The sequence below is a fragment of the Terrabacter terrae genome (assembly GCF_039529575.1).
In the GTDB taxonomy this organism is placed as follows: Bacteria; Actinomycetota; Actinomycetes; order Actinomycetales; family Dermatophilaceae; genus Terrabacter; species Terrabacter terrae.
Genome location: NZ_BAAANB010000084.1, coordinates 1 through 1,450 on the forward strand (window position 1 = coordinate 1; position 1,450 = coordinate 1,450).

2 protein-coding genes are annotated in these 1,450 nt (G+C 70.3%); both read left to right on the plus strand.

All coding sequences use genetic code 11. From position 1 onward, the window contains the following. On the plus strand, positions 1-550 hold a 550-nt coding region (locus tag ABD194_RS19275; protein ID WP_486388614.1), incomplete at its 5' end, for an Fpg/Nei family DNA glycosylase. Positions 551-668: 118 nt separating this feature from the next. Further along, the coding region (locus ABD194_RS19280) for a metallophosphoesterase (RefSeq protein ID WP_343994495.1) at positions 669-1,450 on the plus strand (782 nt) is incomplete at its 3' end.

A 1,450-nucleotide genomic window follows, 5' to 3' on the forward strand; every position in this document is an offset into this window, starting at 1 on the left:
TGGCCCGATGATCTGCACCCTCGTCGACCGTGCGAGACAGCGAGAGATCATCGCGACCCTCGGGCCGGACCCGCTGCGGCGAAGCCCGAACCTCGAGGTCGGCTTCCAGCGCGTTCACCGCAGCCGCCGGACTATCGCCGAGCTGCTGCTGGAGCAGTCCGTGGTCGCTGGGGTGGGGAACGTCTATCGCTGCGAGGTGCTCCACCGACTGGCCGTGGACCCGTTCACCCGAGGCGCCGACGTCTCGGAGCAGACGTGGAGAGACATCTGGGACGACCTGGTGCTGCTGATGCCGCTCGGCCGGGTCTTCGGCCAGATCATCACGGTGCCCGAGCAGGTCGAGCAGGCCCTCCGCCTGCGGCGCTCCGGACGAGCGCGGGAGATCACCAGGGCGCAGACGGGCGAACGGCTGGGCACCACCTTCGAACGGCGCTTCCTCGTCTACAAGCGCACCGGTGAGGCCTGCCCGCGGTGCTCGGGGATCGTCCGGCAGCGCGACCTCGGCGGGCGCCGGCTGTACTGGTGCTCCTCCTGCCAGGTCGGCAGCTGAGGCATGCGCTACCTGACGCACGCGTCGGCTCTCAGCCTCCCCTGGGGTGCGTGAGCGAGTGCTTGGTGGGGTGGCACCAAGGTCGCGGCGGACACACGCGCCGTCCTAGGCTTCTGCCGTGCCGCTCTCCGGGTCCCGCCCCGCTCCGACCCACGTCCTCGCCCATCTCTCGGACCCGCACCTGATCGCGGGCGCAGACCTGCTCGCGGGCCGGATCGACACCCGCGAGCAGCTGCAGAAGGCTCTCGACCGGGTGGAGTCGTCGGGCGAGAGGATCGACGCTCTCGTGGTCTCCGGTGACGTCACCGACCGGGGCGACGTCGCGGCCTACGAGCTGTTCCAGGACATGGTGGCGCCCGTTCTCGAGCGGCTGGGCTGCGCTCTCGTGGTGACGGGCGGCAACCACGACGAGCGGCGCCCGATGGCCCGGGTGCTGCACGGCACCGACACCGACGACCCGCAGGACCGCGTCACGGAAGTGAGCGGGCTGCGCATCATCGCCATGGACTCGGCAGTTCCGGGCTACCACCACGGAGGCTTCTCGGACGACCAGTTCGACTGGCTTGCAAGGCAACTCACACATCCAGCGCAGCACGGGACGATCCTCGTCCTCCATCACGCACCGATCGCCTACCGGTCTCCGGTGATGCAGCTGCTCGACTTCGACGGGGTCGAGCGCCTGCGCGAGGTCGTCGAGCACACCGACGTCCGAGCCGTCCTCAGTGGCCATCTCCACGTCACCAGCTTCGGCACCCTGGGGCGCGTGCCGGTCCTCGTGGCCGGTGGCGTCTCCTACGTCGACGACGTCGGCGCGCCGCGCGACCTGCTCATGGGCGTGGACGGCCCCCAGTCCTGGAACCTCATCGAGGTGCACGCCGACCAGGTGGTCGCCACCGTCGT